Below are 16,266 nucleotides of genomic sequence, written 5' to 3'. Positions count from 1 at the left end.
TATTGGGGACCGGTGATATCTTGGGGATACATACAATAGGTCGAGGGGCAGGGGGATGATCATGTCAGGAGGCTGCAGGACAAGCGTTCAATCCCACATCAACGTGATGTGGAAAACGGTATCGGAGGATTGCAATCTTGCTTGTGATTATTGCTATTACAGCACCTGCGGCGGCAAGCCGGGACCCGAGATAAACCGGATTGATTCCGCGATTCTGGATACATTCATCAAGGATTACATGCAGCGTAGCCGAGGCGCAGCCAGCTTTGCCTGGCAGGGCGGGGAGCCGCTGCTAGCCGGTCTGGCGTTCTTTGAAGAAGTTGTATACCGGCAGGCGCTGCACGCTCCGCCGCACACCACGATCAGCAATTCCCTGCAAACCAATGGCACATTGATTCATGATCGCTGGGCTTCATTTTTTAAGACCTATCACTTTCTGATCGGCGTGAGCCTCGACGGCCCGAAGGAAATTCATGATGCCCGCCGGGTGAACGCCGCCGGCCGTGGCAGCTTTGACCGCGTGATGGCAGGCATCGGGCATTTGCGGAAGCATCAAGTGGATTTTAATATATTGACGGTCATCCATAAGGGAAATGTAGGCCACGCCAAGGAACTGTTGGCGTTTTATCGCGAGCACGATTTCAATTTCGTCCAATTCATCCCCTGCATGGATTTTCGCTCTCAGCAAGTGGACCGCCCGGGCGTTTATGAAATTACGCCGCGGGAGTACGGCGATTTTCTGTGCGATGTGTTTGACGTGTGGTATAACGACGGACATCCGAACGTATCCATCCGTTTTTTTGATAATATGCTCAGTGTTTATGTGAACCGGGAAGCGGAGCTCTGCGTCCATCGTGCGGCGTGCCCGACAAGCCTGGTCCTGGAGCAGAACGGGGATGCGTATCCTTGCGATTTCTTCATCAACGACGCCTGGAAGCTCGGCAACGCGGGGAGCGATTCCATCGCCGACATGCTGGCCCATCCGAACTATGCACGGTTTCACCGAATGAAGCCTGCTCTTCCGGACAAATGCCGCTCCTGTACATGGCAGAAGCTCTGCCACGGCGGATGTCCGAGAAACCGGCAATGGAACCCGGAAGGAACAACGTCCGATCCGGATTTCTTCTGCCAGAGCTATGTCCAGATTTATGCGTACGCCCATGACCGAATGACTGAGCTCGGAGACCGGCTGCGCCGGGAGCTGTATTCCAGCGGTGTGAAGCGCGATTATGCCGGCAGAACGCCTGGCCGCAATGAGCCGTGCCCGTGCGGCAGCGGCAAGAAACATAAAGCCTGCTGCGCTTCAGCCTGACACAAGGCTATCATTCGGCCAGTGTTTGGCATAGCCAGTCGAAACTCCGTCTGCCGCTAATTTCATGCCGGCCCGGAAACAGATCGGTGTGAAGCGCATGTTCCGCACCGCCCCGCTTATAGATGTCACGCAGTTGCCTGGCGGCTTCCTCGAAGCCCGCCTGCGGAAAGATCGGATCGTCCGCGCCGGATTCGAGGAACAATGGGCGCGGTGACAACAAGCCAATCCATTCGGGCAGCTCGGCATACTGCAGCATCTGCGGCGTGAAATTGCACAGACAATGCCGCACCGCCATGATGCTGTCTTTAAAAGTATTGGTATACCCTGCTACAACCACAGCGCGGATTCGTTCCTCCAGCACGGCGCAGGTATAGGCGAGCAAGCCGCCGCCGGAGAATCCCATCATGCCGATCCGACGCTCATCAGCGTCCGTTCGGGACACTGTATATTCCACAGCGCGGCGTATTTCGGCCACTCTCAGGCCCGTTAACGTCTTTCCGTACATCAGCAATTGGGTCGCCATGCTGTAGCAGGAATTCGGCGCGTGCGGATCCTTCGCCAGATCCGATGCCAGCCGCCGTTCGCCGAATCCGGCAATGTCAGGTGCAATTACCATGACGCCGCGTTTGACAAGCTCCACGGCAAATTGACCGTGGATCCCCGTCTTATCCGGATCCGACGGAGATCCGTCAGCCTGCAATCCGACAATCTCCCGGCTCCCGTAACCGTGGCCGTGAATGGCAACAACCGCAGGCAAAGGACGCCTCCCTCCTTCCGGAATCAACACGTAGGCTCCGAAAGACAATCCCGGAACCGCCGACAGCTCTACCCTTTCCCGAATGTATCCTTCGCATTGCACACGCTCCAGCATCCTCGGCTGATGTTCACCGTCCGCGACCGTCTCGAAGTCGCCGAGCAGCCGCTGCAGCTTCTGTTTCAAATCTTCCTTTCGCATTGCCACATCGCTTGAATCCGCTTTCAATTGAATCCGTCTCCATGACGCGTGATATAAGTTTTCCAGATATGAATCTGCCGCCCACATAGGAAAGCCCCTTTCATCGGTGGAATGTCCCTTTTCACCATCTTACATCAAGATGGACATTCTGGCGACTAAGCTTTCCCGAGGAACATCCAAGCCTCTATCGCCGGGTAACGAGCCGCTTGGGGGCTGCAGCGGCTGCGCAGTTAGCTGCCAGCGAGAAGCTGGACCCTTGAGTAATTAATGGACATAAGCATCGATCCCACTGTCGTGAGGCGCACGGTTCCCGCCGTGAACAATCTCGACATAGACCCGGTTCGGTACACAAATAATCACCTCATTCGGACGGCTAATAAAGCCCATTTGCATGGAGATTTTTTTCGGGCAATCCGCTGCGACCATCTGAATCCCGTGATTAAATACCTTCAGAACGTTATGGCCATACTCCGTATCAAGCTCAATGGTCTGCTCCCCGCCATCCAGCGACACACTTTGGTACAGCGCTCCGTTGACGTTAATGTTGGCACGGAGCGTGGCAGGATCATAGGACTGCCGACTTCCCTGTATCTGATGATATATCAGCCAGGCCGAGCCGAGCAGCACCAGCAACGCAATCAGCAGCACATCGCCGCGTTTGAACTTCAGCATGTCTCTCATCCCATTTCGAATTGATCTGATCTATCTGTAACAATTGTAACAAAGAAAGGAGCCCCCTTATGTGACTCCCGTTACAGTTAACGCTTCATTTATACGTAGATAGCCACCAGCATAATAACGACCGAAGAAACAAGGGATGTGATCATCTGCTTGCCTGCCAGAGCAGCCGCAAAGGACCAGCCCATCTCCTTCCTGACGGTCCATAAGGTCACCAGGCAAGCCGTAAACGTGGATGCAAGATAGACAAGAAGAAAAATCTGTCCCGCCTGCATCGATTGCAGCAGCTCACCTTCTCCTTGGTTTAACACCAGCAATCCATCTTTTCTGATGATCGAAAATATAATGCCGCTTGCAGCTTCAGAGGGAAGATGCAGCAGCTGAAGCAGCGGTCTCGCCGCAGCGGAAAGCCAGGACATCAGGCCGGTTAGCTGCAGTCCGGCAGCGACCAAACAGATCACAATAAATATCGGCATCGCCTGAAGCAAGAACTGTTTGATTACGGTTCGAAGGCGCCAGCTAACGGCGCGCATGGTCGGCTTTTGCAAATAAGACAGCGACTGATAATAGGTCTGAACATCGAGCCGGTCCTGCGCTCGATTCCAAACCTTGGTATGCAAGGCCCCTACCAGCCCTATAACGAAGATGTATGGTAAAAACAGGCCAGGATGCCCTGCCGATCCGAACACGGACAAGGCAGCCCCGATCTGATAGCTGCATGCGGACCCGAACGCGATCAGCGAAACGCAGGACTTGCGTGTGCACTGGCTGCAAGCGCGGCTCTGAAAAACCGCAACCACGTTGCAGCCAAATCCGGACAGCACCGGGATAAGGTCCCGCCCGCTTAGGCCGATGGCCCGCATCGGTCTGTCAAGCGAATCGGTTATCCGATCCTTCAGACCGCTCTCCTCCACCAACGCCACGCTGATGCCTAGCAGCAGGACAACCGGAAATGCCCATAGGAATGAATATAATCCAAGGGTAAGCACACCGTAGTCGCCAACTAGAAAAGAATGCAGGAGCACAGGCGATCCCTCAAACACCTCTTTAAGCGGACCTATCACGCCTTGATCCACCAGAGGCTGCAGCCAGGACGACAGCATATAGGCCAGATAAACCGGGACCGCGAAAAGCAGAATCATCAGCATCAGGGACAACGCTCGTCCCCATATCGGATGCTCAAGCCAGGTGGTCTGAGGCCCAATAGCAGGAATGGGAATATTCAGCTGTTCTCCGGTCTCCGTTCCGACCGTGCCAGCCATTGTCAACAGGCTGAGCAGCTCAGATCTATCCAGCAACGTAATCCTGCGCGCATCAACGGCAAGAAAGGGGATGCTCAGTCGATTCGCCAAGTATTGCTCAAGTTCCGCCGAATCGGCCGCGATTTTATCGGTGAAGGTCAGAACCAGCAATACGCGCTTGTCCGTCAGATCCACCGATTTCAGAAGCAATGGAAGCTCCCTCGCCACATGAGTCGCTCGCACAACCAGTATCACAATATCCGCATCCATGACAGCTTCCAACGCTGTTCTTGTCGTTCGGCTGTCATCACTGCTTCGGATACCGGGGAGATCAACCAAATCGATGGCGCTCGTCAAACGACCTCTGCGCGCCATCAGGGTGGAACCGCGGAAATTTGCCTCTTCTCCCGTATCGTCGCCGGTAAGCCCGCGAAATAGCGCCGATTTCCCCGAGGATTCAAAACCGATCATAATGACGCTTTGCCGGCGGGATGAAGCATGCTTGAGCCGGGCCGGCTCAAAATCTGCTTGCGGCGGCGCTGGCTCCGTCTGCAGCGGGTCTGGCTGTGCCTCGGACAGCACTGCCTGTGACCGCTGTGGAGTACGGGGCTGCGCCTGTGTCAGCATTGGCAATCTTCTCCGCAGCAGCTAAGATCCTCCAGCAGCATTCCCTGCTGTCGATACGCTTCCAGCACACTCGTATCCAATCCCAACCGCTCGGCAATCGCTCCGGCCACAACGCCAAATCGCTGCCTGAATTTATAAATGAAGCAGAAGATGAGCTGCTCGTGCCTGACGCTCGGACCAGCAACGAAAAGCCCCGGTGTCACTGTAGATTCATCATACTCGTTCAACAGCGCCGCCCCGTGCTCATCACACTCGAATAAATGCTCGATGAGGCTCAAGCTCCCTCTGAACCCTGTTGCCAGAATCGGAGGTGATGTAGTCTTAACAAAGCGGCTGTCACCGGATGCGCTACCTTCGCAATAAACAAGGTATCCCCCATCATCGGCCGGCTCGATCCATTTGGCCTCGTATCCGGCCATCAAATCAACGAGCCCGCCCTCGACTTCCCTTAATCGGTCCTTCGTATAGGGAGATATCTCCATGCTCGGATCGCTGCTGCCCTTCAACGTCCAACGCGGGCTCCGATCGATCACCGTTACCTTTTTACCCAGTCTCGCCAAATGAATCGCTGCATCTGCTCCGCTCTCGTACCCGCCAATAATGATATGCTCATCGCCTTGGAACTCCTTCCAAGACTTGACCAGACTGCTGTGAATGCCGTACTCCGAACCTGGCAAACCGCCGAGTGCCGGGTATTGAAATTCACCGGCCGCCCAGATCACATAGTTGCAGCGCATAATACCTGCGGACGTGTCCAGTTCGAAGCCTCTATCCGGTTGTGGGCGTATTCCGGTGACATCCACACCGGTTTGGATCGGCAGCTCTTTATAATCCGCTACGGCTTGCAAATAGTCCGCATACTGCTCTCCGGAAGGGTGCTCCGTCCCCAGTGTATAGGCAGGGGATGTTTTCAAAGTGACGGAGTTGAGGTCGAGCATACCGTATGCATTGCCTGTAAATGACGGAGTAATCATTCGCATTTCCTTAGGCCACATTCGAAATGAAGCCCCTACGCTTCCTCGTTCGAGAATGCTAAAGTTTGTCACCCCCAGCTCTTGAAGCAGGCTGCCCAAACCTACTCCCGCCGCTCCTCCACCCACAATGATGCAATCCAAAATCTCCATCATTCGACACCCCTTACTTTATTGTAAATTTTACGATCATAGGGCGAAATTGTTTATTGTACGTTCGGTTTGTATTCCGAGTATGCCTCTTCGATAAAAGTGAACCTCAGCGGACGATGCTCAATGATCGCCTTACGCTTGGCCTTCAGGATAATCTGTTCCATATCCGCGAAGCTGCAGCCCTCCAGCAGCTCCGATGCAGCCTGATGAACAGGCTCATCCTGCTCAAAACCATCCAGGTGCAGATGAATAAACTGCTCCCGATCCTTGTCGCCTGGCATCCCGTAAGTCATCTTCGTATCAAAACGGCGCCATATCGCATGGTCCAGCTCCGCTTCCAGGTTCGTAGCGGCGACAAAGATGCTGTCTCCCTCGAACTCATCCAAGCATTGCAGGAGTGTATTCACCACACGTGCCATTTCTTTAGCTTCATCAAAATGATCCCGCGTTCGTCCAATCGCATCGAACTCATCCAGAAACAAGACACACGGCGTCGCCTTGGCATAATCAAAGATTTTCCGAATGTTGCTGCCTGTCTCCCCGAGATGACTGTGAATCAATGCATCCAGTCTGACCACAATTAAAGGAAGCTTCAGACGAGCGGCAATATAGAATGCGGTTAGCGTTTTTCCCGTGCCAGGCGGCCCGAACATAACAATTTTATTCGGGATTGGAACCTCATACGGCTCGAATCTTTCCTTCATTCCGATAATCGTAATAAACTCCTCCACGATCTGTTGGTTGGTCTGGCCAAGCACGATTCGCTTGACCTTCTTCTCACATTCTTCAGGTGTATAACATGTTCCCATATCGATGCCCTTCGAACGGGGGAGACGGGAATTGGTTTTATGCTTACTCATGTATTGAAATACTCCCTTTCACTTGTAATCGTAATAATTACGATATAGACAGTATAATAATCTGCCCTTTTCATTGTCAACAACCTCTACCTTCATAATCGTAATTATTTTGATTAATTGCATACAAGGCGTCATGATTCCATCTTCCGGGCATAGAATGAGTATCAATACAACTCTATCACGGGAGGCTATGGATGAAAGTTTCAATGTTATATAAGACGCTGCCCCTATTCTTTGCGATCATTTTTCTCGTTCCAGCCTTGCTGGTGGTTTCGCATCATCATCAAACAAGCCTCTTCTCCCATCCGCAACTACAGCAAATCAAAGTCCTGTTTATCGGAATTTTTCTGGAGGCGCTGCCTTTTGTATTGCTTGGGGTGCTGCTCTCGTCCCTGCTTCAAATCTTCATTAAGGATGCGTGGATTCGCCGCTTCAGTCCTAAACATCCAGTCATCGGCGTCCTTTTTGGCTCCATGCTCGGGTTTGTGCTGCCTATATGCGAATGTGGAATGATCCCCGTGGTCCGCAGATTGATGTTAAAAGGGATGCCTGTCTACATTGCTGTCACCTTCATCCTCAGCGGACCCATCCTGAACCCGGTTGTATTGTCTGCCACCACGGTCGCCTTCGATGCATACCCTGAAGTCATATGGAGCCGAATGGGACTAGCCCTTGCGGTAGCAGCGGCCATAGGCTTCATCATATATGTCCGGTCCCCGAAGAATCCGCTAAAGCTGTCTTTGGACAAGGTTCAGATGCAGTCAGATGCACTCCCTTTCCACCAGCATACGAAAACTTGGTCGAGCTTCTTCGTCCATGCAGGAAATGAATTGATCGACATGAGCAAATATTTGGTGCTGGGCGCCTTTATAACGGCCTGCATTCAATCCTTTATCCCGCGCGAGCAACTGTTGGCGCTCGGTGACGGATCCCTTTCTTCCTACTTGTTCATGATGGGATTTGCGTTTGTATTATCCCTGTGCTCCACCTCCGACGCATTCGTAGCCTCCGCCTTCACGCATGCTTTCTCGATCGGACCGCTCCTCTCTTTTCTGGTGATGGGACCGATGCTGGATTTCAAAGGCTTGCTCATGCTGCTTGCCACGTTCAGGATTAAATTTGTAATAGGGCTCTGCCTGCTGGTGATTGTACTGGTGCTGATCGGCTCTGTTGCCATCGATTTTCTCTATTAAAGATGGGGTTGTTACAGAAAGGAGTGTTCCCTTAAATGACATTAACGGCGTCCATCCGCTGCCATTATCTCTTGCGTGCGCTATTGCTCGCTTCCCTATCCTTTTATCTCATCCATCTGAACGAGACAGACCTGCTTCATTATTATCTGGCTCCCCATATGCAGAAGCTGCTGCTGCTCTGCCCGGTGCCTCTTCTGTTTATCTCGTTCGGTCTCGTGTGGCATTGTATAACAGGCAGCTCGGAACAAATATGCGACTGCGAGCATCCGCTGCCGGAGAGCTTCTTCAAGAACATATCCGTCTACGGCCTCGTCGCCGTACCGCTATTATTCGGGCTGCTCGTGCCCAGTCAAGCGCTTGGAAGCGATATGATCACAAAGAAGGGAATGGTCTACTCCGTCCCGGCTCCAGAAATTCGGCGCAAATCGGATGCTATGGACGCTGCCGGGGATTCTCAGATCACGGATTCAGCCGCACAAAAGAATCTGAGCCTGGATGAGCTGTTCATCGCAAGGGATAAATATACCGTAGAGTTCGCCGAATTGGCCAAACGCCTGTACACGCAGTCTGTCATCGAGGTGGATTCGTCTATTTTTTCGGAAACCATCGGTGCCATCGATATGTACAGACAAGTGTTCCAGGGTAAACACATCACACTTCAGGGCTTCGTTTATCGAGAAGGGGATATGAAGGACAATGCGTTCGCCTTAAGCCGTTTCCTGATGATGTGCTGCCCCGCTGATGCGGTTCCATTTGGTGTGCTCATTCAAGATGACAACGCATTGGCATTCACCAATGATACGTGGGTCGAGATTGATGGGGTAGTTCGAAGCGCCACCATTAACGGAGAAGAGGTGCTGCAAATTGAAGCCACACAGATTACAATCATCGAACAGCCCGTCTCCCCCTATATTTTCACGAATCCCGACTCCGTAGCCGAGTTCGATAAGTTGCAATCCAATTCGTGATCGCAGGAAGGGGGTGTCACCTCGCATCTTCAGGTTTAGAGGGTGTTCAATCTGTACCACATCGACCGCAGATTCCGTACACTTCGAATTTGTGCGAAAGAATGCGAAACGCTTCCGGCGTGGTCTCCACGTTCTCCATGGGACAATAATCCAGCGGATACGTCTGTTCGCACTTGATGCATATAAAATGATGATGATGACTGTCCGGACCGCATCTCAGCTTGAACCGCACGCCTCCTGCAAAATCAAACTGTTCAAGGATGCCGATGTCTGTCAGCAGTCTGAGATTGCGGTACACCGTGTCATAGCTGACTCCGGGAATGCGCTCTGATATATAATGATGGACCTGCTTGGGCAATACAAAACCGGTCGAGTCGGAAAACACCTCCGCGATCCATCTGCGCTGTGAGGTCATGCGAAGCCCCTTAGATACCATCGTCTCCACCAACAGCTCCAGCTTGTTCTCCATCATTCATCTCCCCCGGTTAAGATTTAAGTCGCAGGCTTCCATAAGCCGGCCCCCCGATCCGGGGGCCCGGTTCAACCAGGTTAGCCCTGCATCATTCTTCAGTAATCCAAGGCAGCGGATTATTGAACACGCTCCAATCCTGCTTCATTTCCTCTTCGCTTAACAAGCAACGTGAAAGCCTGTTTTCAATATCCGTCCGGTCCATATCCATACCGATGAAGACCAGCTCGGTCATTCGGTCACCCCATGTTTCATCCCAGCGCTCCTTAACATCCGGCTCGCTATCCAATATTTCGCGCTGCTGATCCTCCGGTAATGCCGCAACCCAATACCCTGCAGGGCCAAACTGGATCGAGGGTCCTGCTTGGCTTAGCGAAGCGGCCATATCGTCGCGTACTGCCATCCATACCAATCCCTTGGCGCGAACGACTTCCTCAGGCCAGTTGCTCAGGAAATAACTGAGGCGCTGCGGATGAAACGGAACTCTGCTGCGGTACACAAAGGACCCGATGCCGTATTCCTCGGTTTCCGGTGTATGTTCATCCTTCTCCAGCTCTGCCAACCACCCCGAGGACGTGCTTGTTTTATCGAAATCAAACAAACCGGTGTTGAGGATTTCCTTCGGATCTACAACGCCATTCACGGTGCGAATGATGTTTGCCGTTGGCTGAAGCTTTCTAAGAACCGCCTCCAGCTTCACCAGTTCCTTCTCCTCTACAAGATCGCATTTGTTTAGCAGCAATACATCACAGGTTTCAATCTGGTCGATCAGAAGATCTACAATATCGCGGTAGTCCGTCTCACCGACAGCCTGATTGCGGTCAAGCAAGCTTTCCCCGGAAGCAAAATCATGCCAGAAACGGTTGGCGTCAACGACAGTAACCAACGTATCCAGCCGCGCCAGAGCGGTTAAATCGATGTCCAGCTCGGGATTGGCATACGTAAATGTCTGCGCCACTGGAATCGGCTCGCTGATCCCTGATGATTCGATCAGAATGTAATCAAAGCGTCCCTCGCTTGCCAGCTTCTGAACCTCCTGCAGCAGGTCATCCCGCAGGGTACAGCAAATGCAGCCATTGGACATTTCGACCAGCTTTTCTTCGGTTCTCGACAATGTATTTCCCGATTTCACCAGGTTTGCATCGACATTAACCTCGCTCATGTCATTGACAATGACCGCCACCTTCAGACCGTCCCTGTTATGCAAAATATGATTCAGCAGGGATGTTTTCCCAGAGCCCAGATACCCGCTCAAGACGGTAACAGGTATTTTCTTATTCGATTGTTCAGTTAACATGTATATTTCCCCTCTCATCATTAACGGCGTTTATATGGGAGTGTAATAGAATCAACTTGTCTGTTCTTTCTATACGCGTGCCCAGACTCCAATATCATGCCAATTTATTAACAGTAATTATTACGATTAACAATTTGATTGTAATAATTACGATCATTAGTTGTCAATCATTAATTTGTTTACCAGAGGTTGTTCTGTGAACCGTTCCCTTCGGACCGATCAGAATTCATAAACAAAAGAGGCTGTCCAGAAAGTCAGTGAAACCTGACTACTGGCAGCCTCTTTTTTTGTAAAACGCTAAAAATATGCGCAAAAAAACCGTCTTTTCCTGTAAAATGAAAGTTACCACACAACCATTTCAGAAAGGGACGGTTTTTATGCGTAATCAAATGACTACTACTAAACATTATAACATGCAACTCACATTTCCTCTAGAAAATATAGAAGGAAACATAGATTCTAAACGAAAGCTCACACCTGCTTTTAAAGCTTATGATAACAAGCAGATGCATATGATCTTGGATCTAGAATCACTAATCCCTTCCCACCATGTCGCTCGTATCATTGATGAAATGATTGAATCTATTCCTGACGAGCTGTTGTTTGCTCATTATGTTGGCGGTGGCCGTAGTTCCTACCATCCTAAAATGATGCTCAAAGTGATTCTTTATGGCTACTCTCAAAAAGTCTATTCCTGCCGTGGCATTGAAAAACTATTACAAGAAAACCTACCGGCGATGTGGCTAGCTGCGATGCAACAGCCGGACTTCCGCACCCTGAATGACTTCCGTGGTGTGCGAATGAAGAGCCTTATGGATGAGCTCTTTCAAACGATGATTAAAAAGCTCATCAACGACAATTTTATTACCATGGAGAACTACTTCTTGGATGGCACAAAGATTGAAGCTAATGCCAACAAGTATTCTTTTGTGTGGAAAAAATCTACGTTACGCTTTGAAGAGAAACTCAAAGAAAAGGTGCAGGCAACCCTTGCGCATATTCATACGCTCACGCAGCAAGAAGCTAGTGAAATGGTAGCTACCGATCCAGATGAGCTTCCTGTACAGCTTGAAGAAACAGCTGTTATTCTAGAAGAACAAGTAGAGCGCTTAACTGAACAGATCGCTCAAACCAATGACAGTGAAGCGAGAAAAGCCTTACGAAAAGAGCGTAGTGCCTGGAAACAGCCTCTGAAAAAGATTCGTCAAGACTTTCTTCCACGTCTGGCCAAGTATGATCAGCAGAAAGCTTGCTTTGGTGATCGCAATAGCTACTCCAAGACCGATCCAGACGCTACGTTTATGCGAATGAAAGAAGATCACATGAAAAATGGTCAACTTAAACCAGGTTACAATGTACAGATGGCAACGGAAAACCAATTTATTTTGTTTTATAGTCTTCACCAACGACCAACGGACACACGCTGCTTCATTCCGCATATGGAGCAACTTGCTGCGTCTTCTTTACCCATGCCTAAAACCGTGATTGCTGACGCTGGTTATGGTAGTGAGGAAAACTATTTGTACGCGTTAGGCGAAGAAAAAGAGACGCGATTTGATTTTCTTATTCCATATGGCAGCTATATGCACGAACAAACCAGACGCTACAAAAAGAACATGAAGCATGCAAGCAATTGGACGTATGAAGAGTTAGACGATCGCTTTATTTGCCCGAATGGTCGATACGTTTCGTTTAAGAAGTACCAGACGAAGAAGACACGCTCCGGCCTAGAGCAAAGCTTTAAGATTTACGAATGTGAGGATTGTAGCGATTGCCCATTAAAGGCAGCATGTACGAAAGCAAAGGGAAATCGTCAAGTACACTGGAACACGGTATGGGAAGAATTAAAGGCAAAGGCAAAAACAGCCCTTGAGGATGACGAGAAATCCGCGATCTATGCTCGACGTAAAGTCGAGGTTGAGAGTGTATTCGGTCACATCAAGGGCAATCGGTCGTTCCGCAGATTTTCCTTGCGGGGTCTAGAAAAAGTTCATACAGAGTTTGGGATTGTGGCCTTGGCCCACAATCTACTGAAAGTAGCAGGCATTCGCCTCGCTACATTCTTTCAAACGCAGGGACGTAAAAAGGTTGGACGGAGAAATGGTTCTCTTCTCGTCCAACCTTTTTACTTTAGGGACTTATTGGACAGCCCCCTTATTCTTCCCCCCACTAATCCTTGATCATCCAACATGGCTCAGGTCATTTCATATGGCGCCGAGCCAAGTAAATGAAAAAAGGCGCGCCCATAAATGCCGTAACAGCGCCAACCGGCAGTGACGCCGGACGACCTCCTTCAAACAGCGGGATGGACAAGCCCTGGGATAGAATATCTGAGCCGACGAGCAGCCAGGCTGTCACTAGTGCGCTAAATGGAAAGAGTCTTCTAGCATCCTGGCCGACAATGCGCCTCGCAATGTGAGGGCCTATCAATCCGATGAAACCGACAGCGCCAACGATAGAAACTGCTCCCGCAGTTAAAAGCGCGGCGATAAGCAGCAATCCTGCTCTTACAGGTCCGACCGGCACCCCAATCCCTCTTGCGACGCCATCGCCCAGTTGTAACGCATTAGCCGCTCCAGCACTGATTAATCCGATCGGCACCATAATTAGAAACCATGGCCATAGGATATTCCAATGAATCCATACCCGCCCGTTCAGCGATCCAACAGTCCATAACAGTATGCTGCCGATCGCCTCCGAATGACGGAGCAGCACCAGTGAGGTGCATGCCGACAGAAAAGCCGATATTAACAAGCCGATCACCGTAAAGCGCAGCGCATCTCCCCTGCGGGACCAACCCAGCAGATAAATCGCCGAGACCGTTATGATCCCCCCCACTAGACCAAATAACGGAATCTGCAGGGTAAGACTCGCAGATCCTCCTAAGTAGGTCATGTAGAGCACAAGCATCAGCACACTGCCTGCGGATACGCCCAGCAGCCCGGGTTCGGCCAGCGGGTTGCGTGTAACCGACTGCAGGATGGCCCCAGCAAGTCCGAGCATGGCGCCTGCGGCAAGTGCAATCAGAGTCCGAGGCAGCCTCAGTTCCCATACAATTTGCCGATGGAACAGGTCCTCTTGGTTATTGAGCAAGGCCAGCATCACTTCACGCGGCGTTAGGGCCACTTGTCCGAGCGCGATATGTAAAATAAAAAAAACGGCCAGACCCAATAAAAAAAACAGCCCCCAAGTCCAAAACTTCCGCTTATAGAATGATCCGTCAGCTGAGTTGCGATTGATCAATTGCGCCGTCGCCCCCTCATCACAAGCATCAAAATGAGAACCGGTACACCGACCATCGTCGTCCATAAGCCGACCGGAACTTCCCTGGGAATAAATACTGTTTTGGCAAATAGGTCCGCCGTCACGAGCAGCACGGCCCCTACCGCTGCGGAACAAGGGAGTATCCATCTGGCATCTTCCGTTCCCAGAATGGCCCTTGTCAAGTATGGACCAAGCAGCGCAATATAACCGATCGGTCCGCACTGCGCCACAACGGCTGATACCATCACACCACTGGCAACCAGCAATAAGAGACGCAGCCTGGCCACCTTCTGTCCCAGCGCTTCGGCCTGCTCATCTCCCAGACGAAGCAAGTTCAATGGCTTGATAAACAGCATGGCAGCCGGAATACCGATCACAGCCCATGGAAGCAAGTACTGAACGTGGTTCCAATGACGTCCTGATAAACTTCCCATCAAGTACGTATACAGCAGATTGATATCATTCTGGGTGCCCATTGTAATCAGCCACACAATCATTCCATTCAGCATCGCGGTCACGGCTGTTCCCATGAGGATGATGCTCGTGCTATCCGTTCGTCCATATACAGAAGCAATGACGATGAGACCTCCGGTAAACCCTCCAACCAGCCCAAACAAGGGATATAGGCTAAAAGCAACAGGCAGGTGTAACACCGTAATCACCGCAATGATCAATGAGCTTCCTGCCGATACGCCAATCAGATCGGGACTTGCGAGCGGATTGCGAAGACCGGTCTGCATCAGCACCCCCGAGATGGCAAGCATTGCCCCAGACAAGAAGCCAAGCACAATGCGCGGCAAGCGCAGCTCGAGAATAGAGGTCACGGCCAGATCAGAGCCTTCGCGATTTAGCAAAACACGCCAAAGTTCCTTCCAGCTAACGGCCGGATATCCGGATTTTAATGCCCAGAGAGCCGAAGCTGTGCCGGTAATAACAAGGAGCAATATCAGGACGAGCGCCCGGCTCGTCCTGATTGTTCCCCGACTAGAGTGAACAACCTCTCCCACTACTGGTCAGACCCTTTGAACGTATCAGGATATAATGTGCTCATCGCCTCATCCATCACGATCCCGAGCGAGCGCGTGCCTCTTCCGTTGGCCCAAATCGCCGTTCTGACTTCCGTAAACTGATTGTTCTTTACCGCCTTCAGTTTGCTCCATATCGGATTGGCGGCAAATTGCTCGGACAACGGCTGGGAATCCGGACCAAAGCTGAATGTCTCGATAAATATATGATCGGGATCCGTCTCAAGCACCTTCTCCAGCGAGTAGGCCATCCCGCCTGCCTGATGCCCTCCATCTTCAACAGGTGCTGGCCACGGGTATGGAGTAAGCTCAGAGAGCAAGGAGCCTACCAAGGACCCTGCCGTATCGATGCCAAAGTTGACGTCAGCACCATACATAATCAAGGCACTCCGGGTATTTGGAGTCTGTTGTTTATAATCGTTCATCTTATCAAGGAATTTATCCTTCGCGGCAGCAGCTTCAGACTCCCTGCCTGTCCAGGTTCCCATCATTTCAAGAAAAGAGATGGAGTCCTCATAGGTTTTCACCTCGACGATATATAGCGGAGCGATGTTGCCCAGCCCGTCTCTCAGCATATCATGAGTGCCTTTAAGCCCGATGACCACATCCGGCTGACTCTTGGCGATATCCTCCAGACTTGGCTCCATAAACCCGCCCCCGATCTGTATAAAGGAAGAAGCCTGATCTCCGAAAAACTCCGGCTGAAAGGCGATGCTGTCCGGGACAACTGCAACCGGCTCGAGCCCCAGTTCAGCCAGGCTGTCCACGCATATTTCGGTTAAGCAAGCTACTCGTTCTACGTTCCCCGGCAGCTCAATCGAGGCTCCGGTGCTGTCCGTTATCGTCGTGTTAGCCTCTTCTGGACTTGGGGTGGATGGATCGCCCTCGGCATCCGTCCCCGATGCGGACGCTTCATCAGATGGAGCAGTCTCTCCAGAAGAAGCTGCATCTGTCGGAGCTGGATTTGCACCCTCATCGCCGGCTTGTCCGCACCCTGCTAGCAACAATAGCATGATTAGCACGGCTCCAATCCATTTGAAACCGGCATTTAACTTCGCATTCAACATATTTTACCTCCAATGGAATATGATATCGATCCTATTATATTCGTAATAATTACGCTTTTAAAGTGTAATTATTACAATTTAACAAAAAAATAAATTGGCTTTTGTTCTAGCTGCAAATTTGACTTTCCAGAAAATAGGATATAAAATCGATATCACTAATGGTAATTATTACGATTATTGGTGAAT

14 protein-coding genes are annotated in these 16,266 nt (G+C 51.0%); 4 read left to right on the top strand and 10 right to left on the bottom strand.

All coding sequences use genetic code 11. From position 1 onward, the window contains the following. Positions 1 to 61 precede the first annotated feature (61 nt). Positions 62 to 1,312, top strand: coding sequence for an anaerobic sulfatase maturase (locus tag MKX64_RS18375; protein ID WP_095264123.1), 1,251 nt, complete (start codon positions 62 to 64; stop codon positions 1,310 to 1,312). Between the two features lie 10 nt (positions 1,313 to 1,322). On the opposite strand, the gene MKX64_RS18370 is transcribed toward MKX64_RS18375, so the two are convergent. From MKX64_RS18370 to MKX64_RS18350, 5 genes are all read right to left on the bottom strand, one after another. After that, a complete protein-coding gene (locus MKX64_RS18370; protein WP_341036932.1) occupies positions 1,323 to 2,294 on the bottom strand; it encodes a dienelactone hydrolase family protein in 972 nt (323 codons plus the stop codon). A 237-nt stretch (positions 2,295 to 2,531) separates the two neighbouring features. Next, the gene (locus tag MKX64_RS18365) at positions 2,532 to 2,939 is read right to left on the bottom strand and encodes a NusG domain II-containing protein (RefSeq protein ID WP_095397729.1); all 408 of its coding nucleotides are present in this window, start codon (positions 2,937 to 2,939) and stop codon (positions 2,532 to 2,534) included. A 98-nt stretch (positions 2,940 to 3,037) separates the two neighbouring features. Continuing rightward, entirely contained in the window at positions 3,038 to 4,813 is a 1,776-nt protein-coding gene (locus tag MKX64_RS18360; protein WP_095264112.1) for a nucleoside recognition domain-containing protein, read from the bottom strand. Beyond that, on the bottom strand, positions 4,807 to 5,940 hold the full coding sequence (locus MKX64_RS18355) for an NAD(P)/FAD-dependent oxidoreductase (RefSeq protein ID WP_341036928.1): 1,134 nt from the start codon (positions 5,938 to 5,940) through the stop codon (positions 4,807 to 4,809). Before MKX64_RS18355 ends, MKX64_RS18360 begins: the two co-directional genes overlap by 7 nt. Before the next feature lie 50 nt (positions 5,941 to 5,990). Beyond that, positions 5,991 to 6,797: an AAA family ATPase gene (locus MKX64_RS18350; RefSeq protein ID WP_341036927.1), complete on the bottom strand. Its 807-nt coding sequence runs from the start codon at positions 6,795 to 6,797 to the stop codon at positions 5,991 to 5,993. 194 nt (positions 6,798 to 6,991) lie between these two features. Here MKX64_RS18350 and MKX64_RS18345 point away from each other — a divergent pair, with 194 nt between their 5' ends. Together MKX64_RS18345 and MKX64_RS18340 are read left to right on the top strand one after the other, a co-directional pair. Further along, positions 6,992 to 7,990 carry a permease gene (locus MKX64_RS18345; protein ID WP_095264110.1) on the top strand — a complete coding sequence of 333 codons (999 nt, stop codon included), beginning with the start codon at positions 6,992 to 6,994 and terminating at the stop codon, positions 7,988 to 7,990. Between the two features lie 35 nt (positions 7,991 to 8,025). Further along, positions 8,026 to 8,958 (top strand): TIGR03943 family putative permease subunit, encoded by a 933-nt coding sequence (locus MKX64_RS18340; RefSeq protein ID WP_341036925.1) that lies wholly within the window; start codon positions 8,026 to 8,028, stop codon positions 8,956 to 8,958. Positions 8,959 to 9,004: 46 nt separating this feature from the next. On the opposite strand, the gene MKX64_RS18335 is transcribed toward MKX64_RS18340, so the two are convergent. Next, complete coding sequence (locus MKX64_RS18335; protein WP_230875678.1) at positions 9,005 to 9,430, bottom strand: Fur family transcriptional regulator; 426 nt, start codon at positions 9,428 to 9,430, stop codon at positions 9,005 to 9,007. Positions 9,431 to 9,518: 88 nt separating this feature from the next. Beyond that, entirely contained in the window at positions 9,519 to 10,724 is a 1,206-nt protein-coding gene (locus MKX64_RS18330; protein WP_341036923.1) for a GTP-binding protein, read from the bottom strand. Positions 10,725 to 11,101: 377 nt separating this feature from the next. On the opposite strand from MKX64_RS18330, the gene MKX64_RS18325 reads away from it, so the two are divergent. After that, complete coding sequence (locus tag MKX64_RS18325) at positions 11,102 to 12,904, top strand: IS1182 family transposase (protein WP_341036921.1); 1,803 nt, start codon at positions 11,102 to 11,104, stop codon at positions 12,902 to 12,904. A gap of 19 nt (positions 12,905 to 12,923) precedes the next feature. On the opposite strand, the gene MKX64_RS18320 is transcribed toward MKX64_RS18325, so the two are convergent. From MKX64_RS18320 to MKX64_RS18310, 3 genes are read right to left on the bottom strand one after another with little or no spacing between them, the layout of a single operon-like run. Then, positions 12,924 to 13,967 carry a FecCD family ABC transporter permease gene (locus MKX64_RS18320; protein ID WP_155617659.1) on the bottom strand — a complete coding sequence of 348 codons (1,044 nt, stop codon included), beginning with the start codon at positions 13,965 to 13,967 and terminating at the stop codon, positions 12,924 to 12,926. Further along, entirely contained in the window at positions 13,964 to 14,995 is a 1,032-nt protein-coding gene (locus tag MKX64_RS18315; RefSeq protein ID WP_095264103.1) for a FecCD family ABC transporter permease, read from the bottom strand. The genes MKX64_RS18320 and MKX64_RS18315 overlap by 4 nt, the downstream gene beginning before the upstream one ends. Then, positions 14,995 to 16,080, bottom strand: coding sequence for an ABC transporter substrate-binding protein (locus MKX64_RS18310; RefSeq protein WP_095264101.1), 1,086 nt, complete (start codon positions 16,078 to 16,080; stop codon positions 14,995 to 14,997). Before MKX64_RS18310 ends, MKX64_RS18315 begins: the two co-directional genes overlap by 1 nt. Positions 16,081 to 16,266 lie beyond the last annotated feature (186 nt).

Origin of the sequence: Paenibacillus sp. FSL M8-0334, from assembly GCF_038000405.1 — a bacterium.
Taxonomy (GTDB): Bacteria; Bacillota; Bacilli; order Paenibacillales; family Paenibacillaceae; genus Paenibacillus_AQ; species Paenibacillus_AQ campinasensis.
The sequence above is the reverse complement of the archived record's forward strand: the minus strand, read 5'-3'. Positions and strand labels throughout refer to the sequence as shown.

Coding starts and splice junctions, on each gene's coding strand:
- MKX64_RS18365 (WP_095397729.1), bottom strand. CDS start 2,939: ATGCTGAAGTTCAAACGCGGCGATGTGCTGCTGATTGCGTTGCTGGTG.
- MKX64_RS18345 (WP_095264110.1), top strand. CDS start 6,992: ATGAAAGTTTCAATGTTATATAAGACGCTGCCCCTATTCTTTGCGATC.
- MKX64_RS18375 (WP_095264123.1), top strand. CDS start 62: ATGTCAGGAGGCTGCAGGACAAGCGTTCAATCCCACATCAACGTGATG.
- MKX64_RS18350 (WP_341036927.1), bottom strand. CDS start 6,797: ATGAGTAAGCATAAAACCAATTCCCGTCTCCCCCGTTCGAAGGGCATC.
- MKX64_RS18310 (WP_095264101.1), bottom strand. CDS start 16,080: ATGTTGAATGCGAAGTTAAATGCCGGTTTCAAATGGATTGGAGCCGTG.
- MKX64_RS18330 (WP_341036923.1), bottom strand. CDS start 10,724: ATGTTAACTGAACAATCGAATAAGAAAATACCTGTTACCGTCTTGAGC.
- MKX64_RS18325 (WP_341036921.1), top strand. CDS start 11,102: ATGCGTAATCAAATGACTACTACTAAACATTATAACATGCAACTCACA.
- MKX64_RS18360 (WP_095264112.1), bottom strand. CDS start 4,813: ATGCTGACACAGGCGCAGCCCCGTACTCCACAGCGGTCACAGGCAGTG.
- MKX64_RS18355 (WP_341036928.1), bottom strand. CDS start 5,940: ATGATGGAGATTTTGGATTGCATCATTGTGGGTGGAGGAGCGGCGGGA.
- MKX64_RS18340 (WP_341036925.1), top strand. CDS start 8,026: ATGACATTAACGGCGTCCATCCGCTGCCATTATCTCTTGCGTGCGCTA.
- MKX64_RS18335 (WP_230875678.1), bottom strand. CDS start 9,430: ATGATGGAGAACAAGCTGGAGCTGTTGGTGGAGACGATGGTATCTAAG.